We start from the raw sequence: 15,430 nt of genomic DNA, 5'->3' as shown, positions 1-15,430 counted from the left end.
GGTCGGTGCGGATGTGTTCGGGGCCGGTCCGGTACGGCGCTGCCGCCGGGAGCGGCTGGAGTGCCCTGCGAAGGGCGGAGGGGGCCGGGCCTAGACGGCTTCGAGCTGCTTGCGGACGCCGAAGGCGAGGAGGAGCGCGACGATCGCCATGACGCCGACGCCGAGGGCGTACACCGCGGGCGTCCCCTGACTCTTGGAGACCACGCCGGCGAGCGCCGCCCCGATGGGCAGGGCGCCCCAGGCGAAGAGCCGGTAGATGCTGTTGACCCGGCCCTGCAGGTCCTTCGGGACCAGTGTCTGGCGCAGGACCACGGTCACGACGTTCCAGGTGACGCTGGCGCAGGCGCCCAGGGCGAGCGCCAGCCCGACGGCCCACGGCGAGGGCACCAGCCAGATGACCAGGTTGCTGCAGCCGATCGCGGAGACCACGCAGACCAGCGCCCAGCCCTTGCCGATCCGCCCCACCAGCGGGGGCGACAGCCGGGCGGCGGTGACCGCGCCGACGGCCTGGCAGGCCACCAGCACGCCGTACCCGACGTCGGAGAGCCCGAGCGTGCGGTGGGCGTGGACGACGAGGACCGCCAGCGCGCCGGTGTACACGACGTTGATGGCGCCGGCGGTCAGGGACAGACTGCGCAGCAGCCGGTGCCGGAACAGCCAGCGCAGCCCGGTCGCCATGTCGGTGAGCAGCCGCGGGCGTTCCTTCGCCGCGGGGGCGTCGTCCGCCTCGCTCGGGAGCGTCCTCAGCCGGCTCAGCAGGGTCGCGGAGGTGAAGAAGGTGGCCGCGTTCACCGCGAACGGCACCGCGGGGCCGATCACGAACAGCGAGGACCCGATGAGCGGCCCCACGAACTGGCTGCCCACCGTCTCCGAACTCATGATGCGCCCGTTCGCCACGACGAGGTGCTCCTCCGGGACGACGGACGGCACCAGGATCTGGGCGGCGTTGCGGAAGAAGGTCTCGCAGGTGCCGATCAGGAAGAAGCACAGGTACAGCGCCCACAGGTTGCCGAGGCCCAGGGCGACCGACAGCACGAACAGGGTGACCAGGGAGCCCCGGAACAGGTCGATGTACGTCATCGTCCGGCGCCGGTCGGCCCGGTCGACCAGGACCCCCGCCGGGATCCCGAAGAGGGCGTACGGCAGGGTCAGGGCCACGCTCACGCCCGCGATGAGCCGGGGGTCGTCCGTCAGGGTGCTCGCCAGCAGGGGCGCGGCGGCCAGGGACACCCCCTCACCGATGGCCGAGGCGGCCGAGGCGCCCCACATCCTGGCGAACTGCCGGCCGAGCCCGGGGCGCCGGGGAGCGGCGGTGACCATCCCTGGCTCCGTGCTCAGCGATGCGTCGCTCGTCACGTGCTCTCCTTCTGAACCGGGGCTGCCCCGCGTTCGGTCGTGCTGGTCTTGCGATGCCGGGCGCCCGCGACCGCGCCCGGCGTCCGTGCCCTCAGGCGAGCGGCATCGACTTCAGGCGGTCCAGGCACGCGCGCAGCTGGTCCAGGGCGACGAACTCGTCCGCCGTGTGCGCCTCGGTGATGAAGCCGGGACCGCAGACGACGGTGGGGATGCCCGCGTGCTCCCAGATGAGGCCCGCCTCCGTGCCGAACGGGACGTACCGGGGCTCCTCGGCCGTGCCGAAGGCCTTGCGGACGAAGGTGACGAACTCGTGGTCGGGCTCGATCGCGAAGGACGGGGTGTCGGACAGCTGCTCGACGGTGACCTCCGCGACGTCCGACAGGGCCCGCATGCCGTCGCGCAGGGCGCCGGTGGCGTGGCCGTGCAGGTCCGCGGCGATGCCGTCGCAGGCGTGCTCGGGGATGTTGCGGATCTCCAGCTCGACCACGCAGCTCTCGGGCACGATGTTGGGCTTCACGCCGCCGTCGATCCGGCCGATGTTGATCCACGAGTGACCGATGTCGAACCGCTCGTCGTGGGGGCCCTCGGTGCGGAACTCCTCGTTGCGGGCCTGGGCGTGACCGGCCAGCGCGGCGGCGGCCACGATCGGGTTCGGCAGCTGCGGGGCGAGCGCCGCGTGCTTGGGCTCGCCGGTGAAGGTGATGCGGTGGTTCTGCTTGCCCTTGTGGCCCACCACGACGTCCAGCCCGGTCGGTTCGCCGACGATGCAGCCGGTCACGTGTCCGCGCCAGGTGCGCATCTCCTCGACCAGACGACGGGCGCCGACACAGCCGATCTCCTCCTCGTACGTGAGCATGAGGCTGACCGGAGTGGTGAGGCGCGCGTGGTCCGCCTGGGAGAGGACGGCGAGGCAGCAGGCGATGAAGCCCTTCATGTCCGCGGTGCCGCGGCCGATCGCCGCGTCCTCGGTCAGCCGCAGGGTGAAGGGGTCGGCCGACCACGACTGGCCGTCCACCGGGACCACGTCCGTGTGCCCCGACCAGACGACACCGCGCTCGCCGCCCCCGCCGGGACCCGCGGTCGCCACCAGGTTGGCCTTGGTCCGCGCCTCGTTCCAGTGCAGTTCGCTGTCGATGCCGTTGCCGGCCAGCAACTGACGGACGTAGTCGATCAGTTCGAGGTTCGACTTGTGGCTGGTGGTGTCGAAGCCCACCAGGCGCTCGAGGATGTCGAGCATGTGGGCGTACAGCTCGCTGTCGGAGCAGCGGACGGGGATACCAGAGGACATGATGGCTCGCTGACGGTTCGGGGTGGGCGGTCGGCCGAGGGAGCGCGAGCGCCCGGCCCGGGGTGGTTTCCGGGCGCTCACGCGTGAGGGGCCCGGCCGCTTCCGTTTCCGGCGGCCGGGCGGGGGCTCAGGGAGCCGAGGTGGCGGACAGCCGGCTGTGCCCGACCTCCGGGAGCGACGGCGTCACCGGCTGACCGGCCGTGGTCAGGCGGAGGAGCCGGCGCACGTGCCGCTCGTCCAGGTCCTTCGTCGTCGCGGAGTGCAGGACGCAGCGGTTGTCCCAGACCACGACGTCGAGCGGGCTCCACTTGTGGCGGTAGACGAAGCGGTCGCCGGTGATGTGCGCGATCAGCTCCTCGATCAGCGCGGTGCTCTCGTCCTCGGGCATGCCGTCGATGCCGACGACGCTGCCGATGACGCGCGGCTGGATGAACAGCGTCTCCCGGCCGGTGTCGGGGTGCCGGCGCACGAGCGGGTGGGTGATCTCCGGGGTCTGCTTGCGCTCCTCCGGGCCGATGTACTTCCAGCGGGCCCACGGGTCCTCGCGGTCCGGCGACCAGCGGTACTGGTGGCGCACGCGCAGGGTCCGCAGGTAGGCCTTGCGCTCCTCGGGCAGCGCGGCGAAGGCGGCCTCCGCGTCGGCGAACAGGGTGTCGCCGCCGGACTCCGGGATCTCCAGGCCGTGCAGCATCGTCGCGCTGCCGGGGACGAGCTTGTAGGAGTAGTCGGAGTGCCAGCCCTGGCCGGAGGTCTTCATCTCCTTGTTGCGGCCCGGCTCGTTCTGGTTCGACAGGTACGTCAGGGTCGGCTCGTCGGGGTGCCGCAGCTTGAGGACGTGGTGCTCCTCGGGGCGGCCGAAGATGGTGCCGAATTTGGCGAACGTACCCGCCGATATGTCCTGGGACCGGAAGACCAGAACCTTGTGGTCCAGGTACGTCTCGAAGATCGCGCGACCCAGCTCGTCAATCACCTCAGGGGTGAGTGTGAGGTCTTTCACCTCGGCGGCGAAGGTCTCTGCGAGGCGGTCCGCGACGACCGCAGAATCAGCAGCCACTCTATTTCCTTTTCAGTCCAGCATTCATCGATCGGAGGCTGTGTGTGCCTGCTACGCGCTCAGCGGAAATCCCGGCTGAAGAAGACGCGGTGCGATCGCTCGTTCTTCTCGGAGTGGGTCAGTTCGTACTGGAGAGCCTGGTAGAAGGCGATGTTGTCGGTCATTTCGGCCCGGGTCCACAGCCGTACGCCCTTCATACCGGCCGACCGCGCCATCGACTCCACCAGGGCGACCAGCTGCTTGCCTATGCCCTGCCCCTGGCAGGAAGGCCTGACCGCCAGATTGCGCAGGATCAGCCAGGGGTCGTCCGGTTCCACCGTCACCATGCCGAGGATCCGGCCGTCGGCGACGGCGACGTGGGTGCGACCCGAGGCGGCCACCTGGTCGTAGTCGAGCAGCAGGGGAGCGGGCGGTTCGTCCACCAGGCCGAGGTACCTGCCGTAGGCCTCGCGGGCGATCTCCGCCAGTTCCGAGCTGTCGGCCGCCACGGCCGGGCGCGTCCGCGGCCGGGTGTCCTTCGCGTTACTCGCCATGTGTGTCCCGTTTCTGGTTCCCCGCAGGGAGCCGGCCGGCCTTCGCGTCAGGCGTCCTGCGCGGCGCGGCCGAGGCCCAGCGTCCGGGCTTCGCGGCTGCCCTCGAAGTACGAGCTGGCGTAGACCTGCTCGCCGTCCTCGGACGCGACCTTCTCGTTGAAGTCGCTGCCGACGTTGTAGTCGAACGTGACCCGGGGGAACGACAGGGCCTCGACGCGCCCCTTGTCGTACTGGGCGTCGACGGAGGAGAAGCGCAGCGCGTAGGCGAGCCGGGACGGGATCGGGCCCTCGCCGAGCTGGACGCTGCGGTGCAGGACGTACTTGTCGAAGATGAGCGCGTCGCCCGGCTCGAACGAGTCCTCCACGGCGAAGTGGTCCAGCAGGCCCTTCATCTCCGGCGAGTTCAGCAGGCTGTTCTTCAGGACGCTGAAGTCGTCGTACGTCAGGTCCTCGCCGTCGGAGATCCGGGCCTGCATGTAGCCCGGCAGCAGGTTGATGTGCTGGTACACGAACTCGCCGGAGAGCAGCTTCTTGGAGACGTACTTCATGCCGCCGCGCTGGCCGTCGGCGTCGACGGGGGTCAGCGGCGTCCAGATGGTGTAGCCCGAGTCCTCGCGGCGCTGGAAGCCGAAGCTCTGGGTGCCGACGTGCCAGGGGAAGCCGGTGCTCTTGTTCTTCTCCAGCTCGAACCCGAGGCCCTGGGTGAAGAACAGCTGCTCCCCGGTGAGCTTCGCCATGGCCGCACCGAACCCGGGGTCGCCCATGGCCGAGAGGATCGTCGCGTCGTCGTTGCCGATGTCGTACTTCAGCTTGCTGAAGCCCGAGCCGTAGTTGTCGGCGGGCGGAGCGATCTGCGAGCCGCTGAGCTTCTTCATGTGCTCGACGAGATCGTCGGAGAAGATTTTGTTGAGCTTCAGGAAGCCGTGCTCCCGGAAGTCCGCTACGTCCTCGTCGGTGAGAGAGAATTCAGGGTTGATCATTGCTTCTTCCAGGATCCGATCTGCACGCCGAAAATTCGCCATGACGGTAGCAATGATCCCGCCGTCGGGGAAGCGTTCACCGGTGTGGGGCATCAACCGGTCTGACGTGGCGTGGAGGTGGCGTCGCGCGTTTCCAAATCCTGGGCGAATTCAAGCCATTGCGCTGCATACTGCCGTGCGAGCCGGCCCACCAGCGGTTCACAATGCCGGGGCACCACGGCACTCAGCTCCGACCATTCGGCCAGCGCGTTGTATTGCAGAAGGCGCAGCAGACCGCGCCCCTCCTCGCGCAGCCGCAGGGCGGGGTCCTTGCTCAGCTTCCCCAGCAGCGACTCCGGGCGGGTGTGCTCCGCGAAGTCCCGGACGGGGCCGGGCTGTCCCGGCGTCGTCTCCGGGGCGCGTGGCGGGATCTCCACGGGCGCCAGCCGGGCCGGCTCCGGAGCGACGGCGCGGGGCGCGGCCGTCTGTGCCGGCGGGGCCACGGGCGGTTCACCGGCCAGGATGCGTTTTCGTACGTCGCTGGCCGTGGCCGGGGAGATGCCCGCGAGGCGCGCGATCTCGCGCAGGGACGCGTTCGGGTTCTCGGCCATCACCTGGGCCGCCCGCCAGCGGCCCTCCATCACGTTCACAGGCCGCGCCCGGCCGTCCTGGCCGACGCGCTTGTTCAACTGCGGCTCGGCATCGGTTGAACAGCGCCGGACGGCCGCGACGGCCTTCGCGCTCAGCCCCGAGGCGCGGGCGATCGCCCGGGTGGACAGATGCGGGTGCGAGGCGATGATGCGGGCGGCGGCGGCACGCCGGTCGGCGAGCGACAGGGGCCGGCCGTGCGTCACGTTGACCTCGACCGCGCGGAGGAAGGCGTCGGCGTCGGAGCCCTCGAAGAACTCGACCTCGATGCTCTCGTCGCCGCGCAGCAGCGCGGCCAGGAGGCGGTGCCGGCCGTCGATGACGGTCATGTCGGAGCGCCGGACCAGGATCGGGGGCAGCGGGGTCTCCAGCGCGGCCAGCCGGGCGGCGTACTCCTCGTCCACCCCGTCGAGCCGCGGGGACTCACCGGGCAGCAGCGTGCGGACCGGAACCGACGCTCTGTCCGCTCCGACAGCCGTGCGTGTGTCTGCCTCCGCGCCGGCGGAGGCGGCAGACGTGCTCCCGGGCCTCTTGGCGTCCGCTTGCTGCATGATTCCCCATTTTTCCCATACTCGTCCGGCCGTGGGAGCGACGGCTTTCCTGTTCGATGGGTGCCGTTCCGAGCCATCACTCCGTGCGGGACTTCATGGGCCCCCCACGCCGCTGAATCCCCCCGGCTGCAGCCGAGATGACGTCATGATCAAGGTTCGATAGCGATCCTGTCGAGGGAACCGGTGATGAACACCAGGGATACGTGTCAGCTGTGTCATGGCCGTGACCTGGACAAATGTGGCCGGGTACGGAACTCGGTGTAGCCGACAGGGACTCGATGATGGAAACTGAGAGTGAAGTTGCCTGTACAGCGGGGGAGTTGGTCGGTGTTATCGGGAACGGAGAGTGACGAGGACAACCGGCCCCGCGTCGGCGCCGTCCAGGCCGGAAAGTGAGCGAGGCAACACCGGAACGCCGTGCGCCACCGCGACCTCAGGAGCCGAGTGGCTCCGGGATCCCGTCCGCCTGCCCGGCCGGTGCCGATCACCACGGTGGTGGTCGGGCTCGGCCCGATGCGGCGTCGACGGGCCTCCGGCCGACCCGAACCCGGCCTGACCGTCCGCTCCGAGGCCTGAGGGCCAACTTCCACCCGCGGCCGAGCGGTTCCTGCCCCTCCGCGACCGGGCGACGCGCGAGAGTCCACCATCCGCGCGCCGACGCGTACGGTCCGGCGCACCGGGCCGTCACCCGGTTGCGCCGGACCGTTCCTCCCGCCGGGCCCGTACGGGGGACGACCGGGCGCGGCGGTGGCTTCCGTGGCCCTGGCGGGCCGGGCGGCAGGGGTCAGCCCCGCCCCTTCTCGGCGGCCATGGCCGGGGGCCGGCCGCCGCCCCGGGCTCCGTGGCCGAAACCGCCCCGCTTCTGCAGCGGGAGGTTCTTCATGAGCAGCGAGACGGCGAACCCGACCACCATGACGGGCACGGAGTAGAGGAAGACGGTGGTCAGGGAGGCCGAGTAGGCCTCGGCCAGCCCGTTGAACACGGAGTGGGGCAGCTTGTCGAGGTCGTCCGGCGAGAGGTTGGCGATGTCGGCGCCGCTGAGGCTCAGCCCGCCGTCCGGAAGGTGCTTCGGCAGCTCGACCGTCAGACGCGCGGCGAGGATCGCCCCGAAGATCGCGTTGCCGAACAGCGCGCCGACGTTCCGCGACAGCGACACCGTCGAGGTGACCACGCCGAAGTCCCGCGGGGGAGCGGTGTTCTGGGCCGCCACCGTGACCGTCTGCTGGGAGAGGCCGGCGGCGACGCCGAGCAGCACCAGGTAGGCGCCGATCACCCACACGTTGAGGTCCGCCGTGAGGGTGGACAGCAGCAGCAGCGCGACCGTGCCGCAGCCCATGCTCGCCACGGGGAACCACTTGTAGCGTCCGGTCTTGAAGATGACCTGGCCGGCGACCAGCGACGCCACCATCATGCCGAGCAGGGCCGGGATCATGAGGATCGCCGAGTAGGCGACCGTCACGCCGCTGACCAGTTGCAGGAAGAGCGGCAGGAAGTTGATCGCGCCGAACAGCGCCAGGCTGCTGAGCAGTGCCACCACGTTGGAGATGGTGAAGGTCGAGTCGCCGAACAGCCGCAGCGGGATGATCGGTTCGCCGACCCTGGCCTCGACCAGCAGCCAGGCCACCACGCTCGCCAGCGCGCCCGCCCCGAGTCCGAGGGTCTGCGGGGAGGTCCAGTCGTAGCGGGTGCCGCCCCATGTCGTGAGGAGCACCAGGCAGGTCAGCGCCGCGCCCAGCAGCAGGATGCCCGGCACGTCGATCGTGGGGCGGGCGCCCTCGCGCGGGGGCAGGTGGAGCCGGGTGAAGACCATGACCAGGGCGACGACGCCGATGGGCAGGTTGATGAAGAACACCCATCGCCAGCCCAGCGCCTCGGTCACCAGGCCGCCGACGACGGGTCCCGCCACCGAGGCCACGGTGAAGACGCCGGTGAACAGTCCCTGGTAGCGGGCCCGTTGGCGTGGCTCCAGCAGTTCGCCGATGATCGCCATGGCGAGCACCGCCAGACCGCCGCCGCCGACGCCCTGGACGACCCGGAAGACGATCAGCTGTCCCATCGACTGGGCCAGGCCACAGGCCGCCGAGCCCAGGAGGAACGTCACGATGGAGAAGGTGAACACGGGCTTGCGCCCGAAGAGGTCGCCCATCTTGCCGTAGACCGGCATGACGATGCTGAAGGACAGCATGTAGGCGACGAACACCCAGGCGTAGACGTCCAGTCCGCCGAGGTTGCCGGCGATGGTGGGCCCCGCGGTGGCCACGATGGCCTGGTCCATCATCGCCATGAACGTGGTGATCAGCAGACCGTAGAAGACCACCTTGACGGGGCGGCTGACCGGCGCGATCTCCTCATCGGCCGGCTGTGGCGGCCCTGGTCGGTTCGCGGACATGCGTGTCTCCTGTGAGGTGGGGACGGGAGGGGATGGCAGCCCCTCGGTCATTTATATGCGCTCGGCATGTATTTGTCCAGAGCATTAGACTGCTTAGGTCATCATCACGCGGAGGTGCGCCCGGCGCTCCCCTGAGTGCCCTGCTCGCGGAACCAGCGGGCCCGCAGCCGGCGCTCGATGGGCTGCTGGACCTTGACCGTCAGCAGCCAGGCGCAGACCAGCGAGACGGCGATGGCCAGGACGGCGAAGGGGAGGTGGATCCAGCGCGCGTCGGGCCACTCGAACCCGGTCTTGCCGGTGACGGGCATGGAGATCGAGAGGATCACCATGAAGTGGATCATGTACAGCGCGTACGACCAGTCGCCCAGCCTGACCACCGGCCGCCGGGCGAACCACGAGCGGCCCCCGTCCCGCTCCTCGACCGCCAGACCGGCGATGAGGACCGCGAACACCGGTGTGACCACCGGGCCGAGGAGCGACTTCAGCCCCCACACCGTGTTCACCGCGCAGACCAGTGCCACCAGCGCCAGACAGACCCGGGGCGGGACCCGGGGCCGCCATCCGTTGCGTACCGCCGCACCGACGACCAGGCCGAGGAAGAACTGGTGGAAGGTGGCCGGCGGGGACATGGTGACCAGGACGCCCAGATCGGAGTCGATACGGTCCAGGCCGACCGCGTCCGGGTGCTGCCAGCGCATCCAGCCGGCGACGGCCAGACCGAACGCGACGGCGAGTACGGCGAGCACCGCGAGCTGCCGCTGGGTGCGGCGGCGCAGCGGCCCGGCCAGGAACGGCAGGACCGCGTAGAAGGCGATCTCGCAGGAGAGGGTCCAGCTCTGCGGGTTCGGCGAGTTGCGGATCGCCGTCGGAACCCAGGCGTTGACCATCAGCAGCGTCAGCGCGCTCATCACCAGCAGACCGCCCGGTTCGGTGTCCGGCGCCCCGAACATGAAGAGCGTCGCCAGAAGGGTGATGACCACGCTGAGCGGAACGACCCGGGTGAAGCGCCGCCAGTAGAAGCGGCCGGGAGTGCGTTCCCGCTCGAACGCGAAGGTCAGCACGAAGCCGGAGAGCACGAAGAAGAGGGGGACCCCCGCGTCGCCGAAGCCGAACAGGTCGAACGTACCGGGAATCGGCAGGAACGGATTGAGGTGCACGAAGACGACCCCCAGCGCCGCGACGCCGCGCAGCCCGGTGAGCCCGTCCAGACGCGTGGTGAGAGGGCGCCCCGGCCCCTGGTCGGCGCGCGGAGCCGGTGCGAGGCGCGGTGGTGCCGGTTCGGTCGCGTCAGTGTCCATCAGCAGCTCCTCGAGGCGTGTGGTTCCCGACGGTCGGGGCCGCCGCTCGAAGGGCGCTCCAGGGCAGATCCAGCCACGGTCGTGGAGCCGCGCTTGAGCGAGTTTCGAGACCGCGTCGCCAGTGTCTGAGCCGACGACGTCCGAGCTGGCACCGCGCCGCACGTCCGCGGCCTCACCCGAAGGGACAGCCCTGATGAGTGACGAGCAGAAACGGGTACTGGTGGTCGGAGGCGGGCTGACCGGGCTGACGGCCGCCGTGTTCCTGGCCTGGCACGGGGTGTCGACGCTCGTCGTCGAGCGGCACGCCGACACCCTGCTGCACCCGAGGGCGCGCGGCATCAACCCACGCTCCGTGGAGATCCTGCGCCAGGTGGGCCTGGAGGAGGACTTGCACGCCAACCTCTCGATGGGCGTGGTGGCCACCGAGTCCGCCGACCAGATGGTGCGGGCCGAGACCCTGGCCGCCGAGGAGTACGTACTGGACAGCCTCGCCCCGGGGAACGTCGACGGGGTCAGCCCCTGCTCCTGGTGCGCCATCGACCAGGACCGGCTGGAGGTGCTCCTGCGCAAGCGCGCGACCGAACTGGGCGCGGACATCCGCTTCGGCACCGAGCTCGTCGGCTTCGACCAGGGGCCGGACGGGGTCACCGCCGTCCTGCGCGATCTGGCGAGCGGCAACGAGACCGTCGTCACCGGCGCCTACCTGGTCGCCGCGGACGGCTGGCGCAGCGGTGTGCGCGAAGGGCTCGGCGTGCGGTTCACCGGGCCCGGAGTGCTCATGGAGACCCTCAGCGTCGTCTTCGAGGCCGACCTCCGGCCCGTGCTGCGCGGCCGTCGCCCGGGGCTGGCCTTCGTCAGCCGTCCCGTCGAGAAGACGATCGTCTTCCCGCACGACGGCGACCGCGCCTGGGTGTTCGGCATGCCGTACTACGCGGCCGACGGCACCCCCGTCGACGCCGTGACCGAGGAACAGGTGCTGGACTGGGTCCGCGAGGCCGTCGGCGTACCCGACCTCGACGTCACGCTCAAGGTGCAGATCCCGCAGACCGGCGCGAAGATCCTCTCCTTCCCGATCGGCGGCTACACCGCGGAACGCTTCCGCAGCGGCCGGGTCCTCCTGGCCGGCGACGCCGCGCGGATGGTGCCGCCGAGCGGGGCCTTCGGCGGCAGCAGCGGTATCGCCGACGCGCACAACCTGGCCTGGAAACTCGCCGCGGTGCTCCGCGGCGAGGCGGGCGAGGGACTGCTCGACACCTACGACGAGGAGCGCCGGCGGGTGTCGCTGTTCACGCTGGAACAGGCCATGGCACGGATGGTCGGCCGCGGCGACAGCGAGCACCCGGGCGAGTCGGAGACCGCGGTGGAGGTCGACGGCACGGTCATCCACCCGTACTGGAGCGTGATCTTCGGCTACCGCTACCGCTCCGCCGCCGTGCTCGGCACCGACCCGCACGACCAGGAGCCCGTCCACGCCCCCCGGGACCTGCGCGCCCAGCCCGGCAGCCGGGCCCCGCACCTGCCGCTGGTCCGGGACGGACGGGAGATCTCGGCCCTGGACCTGTTCGGCGAGGGCTGGGTACTGCTCGCCGGCGAGAAGGGGGCCGCCTGGGTGGCGGCCGCCGAGGACGCCGCCGCGCGGCGCGGGCTGCGGCTGACCGCCCACCGTGTCGGCGGCGACGTCCAGGACCCGTCGGGCAGGTGGGCCGCCCGCCACGGCGTGCAGGACGCCGGAGCCGTGCTGGTCCGGCCCGACGGGTTCGTGGCCTGGCGCTCGGTCGACCTCCCGGTCGCCCCCCGGGCCGCACTGGAGCGCGCGCTCGACTCCCTCCTGCAGCTCCTCTGAGCCCGCAGCCACCGCGGGCCGGCACGCCGCCGGGACCCGCCGACACCACCCGACCACGCCGAACCAAGGAGATCGCGATGACCGATGTGGACACCGGATACACCCGGCTGGCCACCCTGATCAGAGCCACCCCGGACTCCGGTCTGCACGCCGCTCTCGCCGCCGAGCCCGGTGGCCTCGACACGGCACTCGACACCGTCTTCGCCCACATGGCCTCGCTGGTCGACCCGGACCGGGTGAAGGGCGAGAAGGGCGTCTTCCAGTACGAGATCACCACCGACGAGGGCGTCACGTCCCGCTACCTCCACGTCGAGGACGGCACCTGCGTGGCGGGCCGCGGCACCCACGACGGCGCCGACATCACCATTGGCATCCGCCTCACCGACCTGGCCCGCCTCGCCACCGGTCAGCTCAGCGGCCAGCGCGCGTTCGTCACCGGGAGGATGAAGCTCAAGGGCAACGCCATGTTCGGGCTGAAGCTCGGCCAGTGGTTCCGCCGGGACTGAGGAAGGGGCAGCCGATGAAACTGGGTCTGATGGTCAGCGCGTTCGACTGGCCGGGCGGAAGCCGGGAGTACGGCAGCACACTGGGCCGGATCGGCCGGGACGCCGAGCAGGCGGGGTTCAGCAGTTTCTGGGTGATGGACCACTTCTTCCAGACACCGCTGAACGGGCCGCCCGAGGGGGACTGCCTGGAGGCGTACACGACGCTGGCGTTCGTCGCCGGACAGACCTCGACGCTGCGCCTGGGCACCATGGTCTCCGGGGTGACGCACCGTCACCCGGCCCTGCTCGTCAAGACGGTCACGACGCTGGACGTGCTGTCGGGCGGGCGGGCCGCGCTCGGGATCGGGGCGTCCTGGTACGAGGAGGAGCAGCGGGCCTACGGCATCCCGGTCCGCCCGCTGCGCGAACGCTTCGAACGGCTCGAGGAGGCGCTGCGGATCGCCCACCGGATGTGGGCTGGGGACGAGAGCCCGTTCCAGGGCCGGCACTACCGGCTGGACCGGCCCCTGAACGCGCCGGCCGCCCTGAGCAGGCCGCATCCGCCGATCCTGGTCGGCGGACAGGGGGAGAAGCGGACGTTCCGGCTGATCGCGCAGTACGCGGACGCCTGCAACTTCTACGAGCCCCCCACCCCGGAGATGCTCGCCGAGAAGATGAAGACCCTGCCGCCCGACCATCCGATGCGCCGGGGCGGCGGCCGGGACCCGTTCGGCATGCTCCGCCGCAAGCTCGCCGTGCTGCGCGAGCGCTGCGAGGAGTACGGGCGCCCCTGGAAGGAGCTGGAGAAGACCACCCTGGGCGGCGTCACCCTCTCGCCCGCCGGCGGCAGCGGCACCATGACGCCCGCGCAGGCCGTGGACCGCTACGGCGCACTCGCGGAACTCGGCATCGACCACGCGGTGGTCGAACCGTCCGACCTGCACCGCCCCGGCGCCCTGGAACGGTGGGCGGAGGTCATCGCCCAGGTGCGCTGAACCCTCCCGCACCGCCTGCTCCGCCACACCGTTCCGCCCCGCCCTCGTGTCCCGCCCGCTGTCCTCCGGCGGGCGGGACGACGTTGTGCCCCGGTGCCGTGGGCGTGCCCTGCCTGGAGGCCGGTGCCGGGCAGGGCACGTCGTGAGTCAAGGAGTGCGCCAGGTGGTTGTGCCCGTGGGGGCGGGGAAGGAGCGGTGGGCCCAGGGAGCCGGTTCGGGGATGCCGGGCGGGGAGCCGGGCGGGGCCGTGGCGGCCAGCGCGGCCATGAGGACGGTCAGTACGGCGGCGAGTTCCTCGGGGGCCGGCCGGCCGCGCAGGACGCGTACCGCGCCGGCGCCCGGTGCCGTGCCGCTCACTGCGGCGGGTTGCCGTGCTTGCGGCTGGGCAGCGCGGCGTGTTTGACCCTGAGCATCGCCAGGGCGGCGATGACCCGGGCGCGGGTCTCGGCCGGATCGATCACACTGTCCACCAGACCGCGCTCCGCCGCGTAGTACGGGTGCATCAGCTCGGCCCGGTACTCCTTGACGAGCCGGGCGCGGGCGGCGTCGGGATCCTCCGCGGCCGCGATCTCCCGGCGGAACACCACGTTGGCCGCGCCCTCGGCACCCATGACCGCGATCTCGTTCCCGGGCCACGCCAGGGAGACGTCCGTGCCGATGGAGCGCGAGTCCATCACGATGTACGCACCCCCGTACGCCTTCCGCAGGATCACCTGCACCCGGGGCACCGTGGCGTTGCAGTAGGCGTACAGCAGCTTGGCGCCGTGCCGGATGACGCCGCCGTGCTCCTGGTCCACGCCGGGCAGGAATCCGGGCACGTCGACCAGGGTGACCAGCGGGATGTTGAACGCGTCGCAGGTCTGCACGAAGCGGGAGGCCTTCTCGGAGGCCTGGATGTCCAGCACCCCCGCGAACGACGCGGGCTGGTTGGCCACGATCCCCACCGTGCGGCCGTCCAGCCGGGCCAGCGCGCACACGATGTTGGTCGCCCAAGTCTCCTGGATCTCGAAGAACTCCCCGTCGTCCACGATCTCGGCGACGACCGCGCGCATGTCGTACGAGCGGTTGGGGTCGACCGGGACGAGGTCGAGCAGCGCCTCCGTCCTGCGGTCGGCGGGGTCGTCGCACGGCTCGGCGGGCGGCAGCTCACGGTTGTGCGAGGGCAGCAGGGACAGCAGGTGCCGTACGTCCTCCAGGCACGTCTCCTCGTCGTCGTACACGCCGTGCGCCACCCCGGAGAGCGACGCGTGGGTGTCCGCGCCGCCCAGGACCTCGTGCGTGACGACCTCGCCCGTGACCGCCTGCACCACGTCCGGGCCGGTCAGGAACATCTGCCCGGTGCCGCGCACCATGAAGACGAAGTCGGTCAGCGCCGGGGCATAGGCGGCGCCACCCGCGCACGGACCGAGGATCACGCTGATCTGCGGGATCACCCCCGAGTTGCGGACGATCCGGGTGAAGATGCCGCCGTAGCCGGCGAGCGCCGTGACACCCTCCTGGATGCGCGCCCCCGCCCCGTCGCAGAGACCGACGACCGGCGCGCCGGCCCCCTCCGCCAGGTCGATCAGCTTGTGGATCTTCGTGGCGTGGGCCTCGCCGAGCGCGCCGCCGAAGATCCGGAAGTCGTGCGCGTACACGAACACCGTCCGCCCGTGCACCCGGCCCCAGCCGGTGACGACACCGTCGGTGTGCGGACGGCGCTCCTCCAGCCCGAAGCCGGTGGCACGGTGCCGCCGCAGCTCCTCGATCTCGGTGAAGCTGCCCGGGTCGAGCAGGAGGCCGATCCGCTCCCGCACGGTCAGTTTGCCCTTCGCGTGCTGGGCCCGGGTCGCCCGCTCACCCGGTCCGTTGCGCACGTTCTGAAGCAGTTCGGTGAGTTCGGCGACACGGTCGCGCAGATGGCCGTCCATGGGCGCCGCCGGCAGGGAATCCAGGGAATCTCCGACGTGGGTCATGCGGCACAGGGTCGGCAGAACCGCTCAAGCCGGGCTCGACCGGGCGTTGACGTACGGATCGAGTCCGCCCCGAACG

Annotated in this window: 13 protein-coding genes; 3 read left to right on the top strand and 10 right to left on the bottom strand. The window is 71.1% G+C overall.

What is annotated here, in order from left to right; translation table 11 throughout:
* Nucleotides 1–90: 90 nt before the first annotated feature.
* The 8 genes from ACZ7N4_RS14310 to ACZ7N4_RS14275 all read right to left on the bottom strand — a co-directional run bounded on the left by ACZ7N4_RS14310 (nt 91) and on the right by ACZ7N4_RS14275 (nt 10,076).
* Nucleotides 91–1,356 (bottom strand): MFS transporter, encoded by a 1,266-nt coding sequence (locus ACZ7N4_RS14310; RefSeq protein WP_471357910.1) that lies wholly within the window; start codon nt 1,354–1,356, stop codon nt 91–93.
* Nucleotides 1,357–1,447: 91 nt separating this feature from the next.
* Complete coding sequence (argE, locus tag ACZ7N4_RS14305; RefSeq protein ID WP_471357907.1) at nt 1,448–2,644, bottom strand: acetylornithine deacetylase; 1,197 nt, start codon at nt 2,642–2,644, stop codon at nt 1,448–1,450.
* A gap of 127 nt (nt 2,645–2,771) precedes the next feature.
* On the bottom strand, nt 2,772–3,698 hold the full coding sequence (locus ACZ7N4_RS14300) for a TauD/TfdA dioxygenase family protein (RefSeq protein WP_471357904.1): 927 nt from the start codon (nt 3,696–3,698) through the stop codon (nt 2,772–2,774).
* Nucleotides 3,699–3,757: 59 nt separating this feature from the next.
* Entirely contained in the window at nt 3,758–4,231 is a 474-nt protein-coding gene (locus tag ACZ7N4_RS14295; protein WP_471357901.1) for a GNAT family N-acetyltransferase, read from the bottom strand.
* A 47-nt stretch (nt 4,232–4,278) separates the two neighbouring features.
* Entirely contained in the window at nt 4,279–5,211 is a 933-nt protein-coding gene (locus tag ACZ7N4_RS14290) for a phytanoyl-CoA dioxygenase family protein (protein ID WP_471357898.1), read from the bottom strand.
* Nucleotides 5,212–5,303: 92 nt separating this feature from the next.
* Nucleotides 5,304–6,389 (bottom strand): ParB/RepB/Spo0J family partition protein, encoded by a 1,086-nt coding sequence (locus ACZ7N4_RS14285; protein WP_471357895.1) that lies wholly within the window; start codon nt 6,387–6,389, stop codon nt 5,304–5,306.
* A gap of 784 nt (nt 6,390–7,173) precedes the next feature.
* Nucleotides 7,174–8,778, bottom strand: a complete 1,605-nt coding sequence (locus tag ACZ7N4_RS14280; RefSeq protein ID WP_471357893.1) for an MDR family MFS transporter — start codon at nt 8,776–8,778, stop codon at nt 7,174–7,176.
* Between the two features lie 104 nt (nt 8,779–8,882).
* Entirely contained in the window at nt 8,883–10,076 is a 1,194-nt protein-coding gene (locus ACZ7N4_RS14275) for an acyltransferase family protein (RefSeq protein WP_471357890.1), read from the bottom strand.
* Nucleotides 10,077–10,269: 193 nt separating this feature from the next.
* Here ACZ7N4_RS14275 and ACZ7N4_RS14270 point away from each other — a divergent pair, with 193 nt between their 5' ends.
* The 3 genes from ACZ7N4_RS14270 (at nt 10,270) to ACZ7N4_RS14260 (ending at nt 13,399) form a co-directional block, all read left to right on the top strand.
* A complete protein-coding gene (locus tag ACZ7N4_RS14270) occupies nt 10,270–11,919 on the top strand; it encodes an FAD-dependent oxidoreductase (protein WP_471357887.1) in 1,650 nt (549 codons plus the stop codon).
* A gap of 77 nt (nt 11,920–11,996) precedes the next feature.
* Nucleotides 11,997–12,425 carry an SCP2 sterol-binding domain-containing protein gene (locus tag ACZ7N4_RS14265; protein WP_471357884.1) on the top strand — a complete coding sequence of 143 codons (429 nt, stop codon included), beginning with the start codon at nt 11,997–11,999 and terminating at the stop codon, nt 12,423–12,425.
* A gap of 14 nt (nt 12,426–12,439) precedes the next feature.
* On the top strand, nt 12,440–13,399 hold the full coding sequence (locus ACZ7N4_RS14260) for an LLM class F420-dependent oxidoreductase (protein ID WP_471357882.1): 960 nt from the start codon (nt 12,440–12,442) through the stop codon (nt 13,397–13,399).
* A gap of 147 nt (nt 13,400–13,546) precedes the next feature.
* Here ACZ7N4_RS14260 and ACZ7N4_RS14255 read toward each other — a convergent pair whose 3' ends face one another.
* Nucleotides 13,547–13,756, bottom strand: coding sequence for an acyl-CoA carboxylase subunit epsilon (locus ACZ7N4_RS14255; RefSeq protein WP_471357879.1), 210 nt, complete (start codon nt 13,754–13,756; stop codon nt 13,547–13,549).
* Nucleotides 13,753–15,309, bottom strand: coding sequence for an acyl-CoA carboxylase subunit beta (locus tag ACZ7N4_RS14250; RefSeq protein ID WP_471358036.1), 1,557 nt, complete (start codon nt 15,307–15,309; stop codon nt 13,753–13,755). The genes ACZ7N4_RS14255 and ACZ7N4_RS14250 overlap by 4 nt, the downstream gene beginning before the upstream one ends.
* Nucleotides 15,310–15,430 lie beyond the last annotated feature (121 nt).

The organism is Streptomyces sp. NPDC107654 (assembly GCF_055639035.1).
This window is presented reverse-complemented; position numbering and strand designations above follow the sequence as displayed.